Source organism: Actinoplanes sp. TBRC 11911 (genome assembly GCF_012933445.1).
Classification (GTDB): domain Bacteria; phylum Actinomycetota; class Actinomycetes; order Mycobacteriales; family Micromonosporaceae; genus Actinoplanes.
The window spans coordinates 1-520 of sequence record NZ_JABBNC010000085.1 but is presented as its reverse complement, the minus strand read 5'-3'; the positions used below and the strand labels follow the sequence as shown (position 1 = coordinate 520).

Below are 520 nucleotides of genomic sequence, written 5' to 3'. Positions count from 1 at the left end.
TTCACATTCCTTCCGGTTCTGAGAGCTTGTCGCCGGCACGCAGACCCCCGTCTGCGCGTTCCTGCTGCCGACGACATGGTGGCCGCCCCGACACCTCGCGAAATCGCGGCGCGCGGGCAACCACCGCGGCGTTACTTACCTGAATGCTGGGATGATCTGCTTGCCGTACGCCTCGAGGGTGGGGACCTTGGCGTCGTGCTGCAGGTACACCGCGAACTGGTCCACGCCGAGATCCCGCAGCTCCTGCAGGCGCTTGAGATGGTTCTCCACGGGTCCGAGTACGCAGAACCGATCGATCACCTCGTCCGGCACGAACGCGGTGTGCGTGTTCCCGGCCCGCCCGTGCTCCGCGTAGTCGTAGCCCTCGCGGTCCTTGATGTAGTCGGTGAGCACCCGCGGCACCGCCCCGTCACCACCATAACGGGACACGATGTCCGCCACGTGGTTGCCGACCATCCCGCCGAACCAGCGCGTCTGCTCCCGCTGGTGCGCGATGTCGTCCCCGACGTACGCGGGTGCC

1 protein-coding gene is annotated in these 520 nt (G+C 67.1%); it reads right to left on the bottom strand.

The annotated features are described in order from the left end of the window. Positions 1-135: 135 nt before the first annotated feature. A partial coding sequence (locus HH310_RS43005) for an LLM class flavin-dependent oxidoreductase (protein ID WP_169181553.1) occupies positions 136-520 on the bottom strand: 385 nt, incomplete at its 5' end.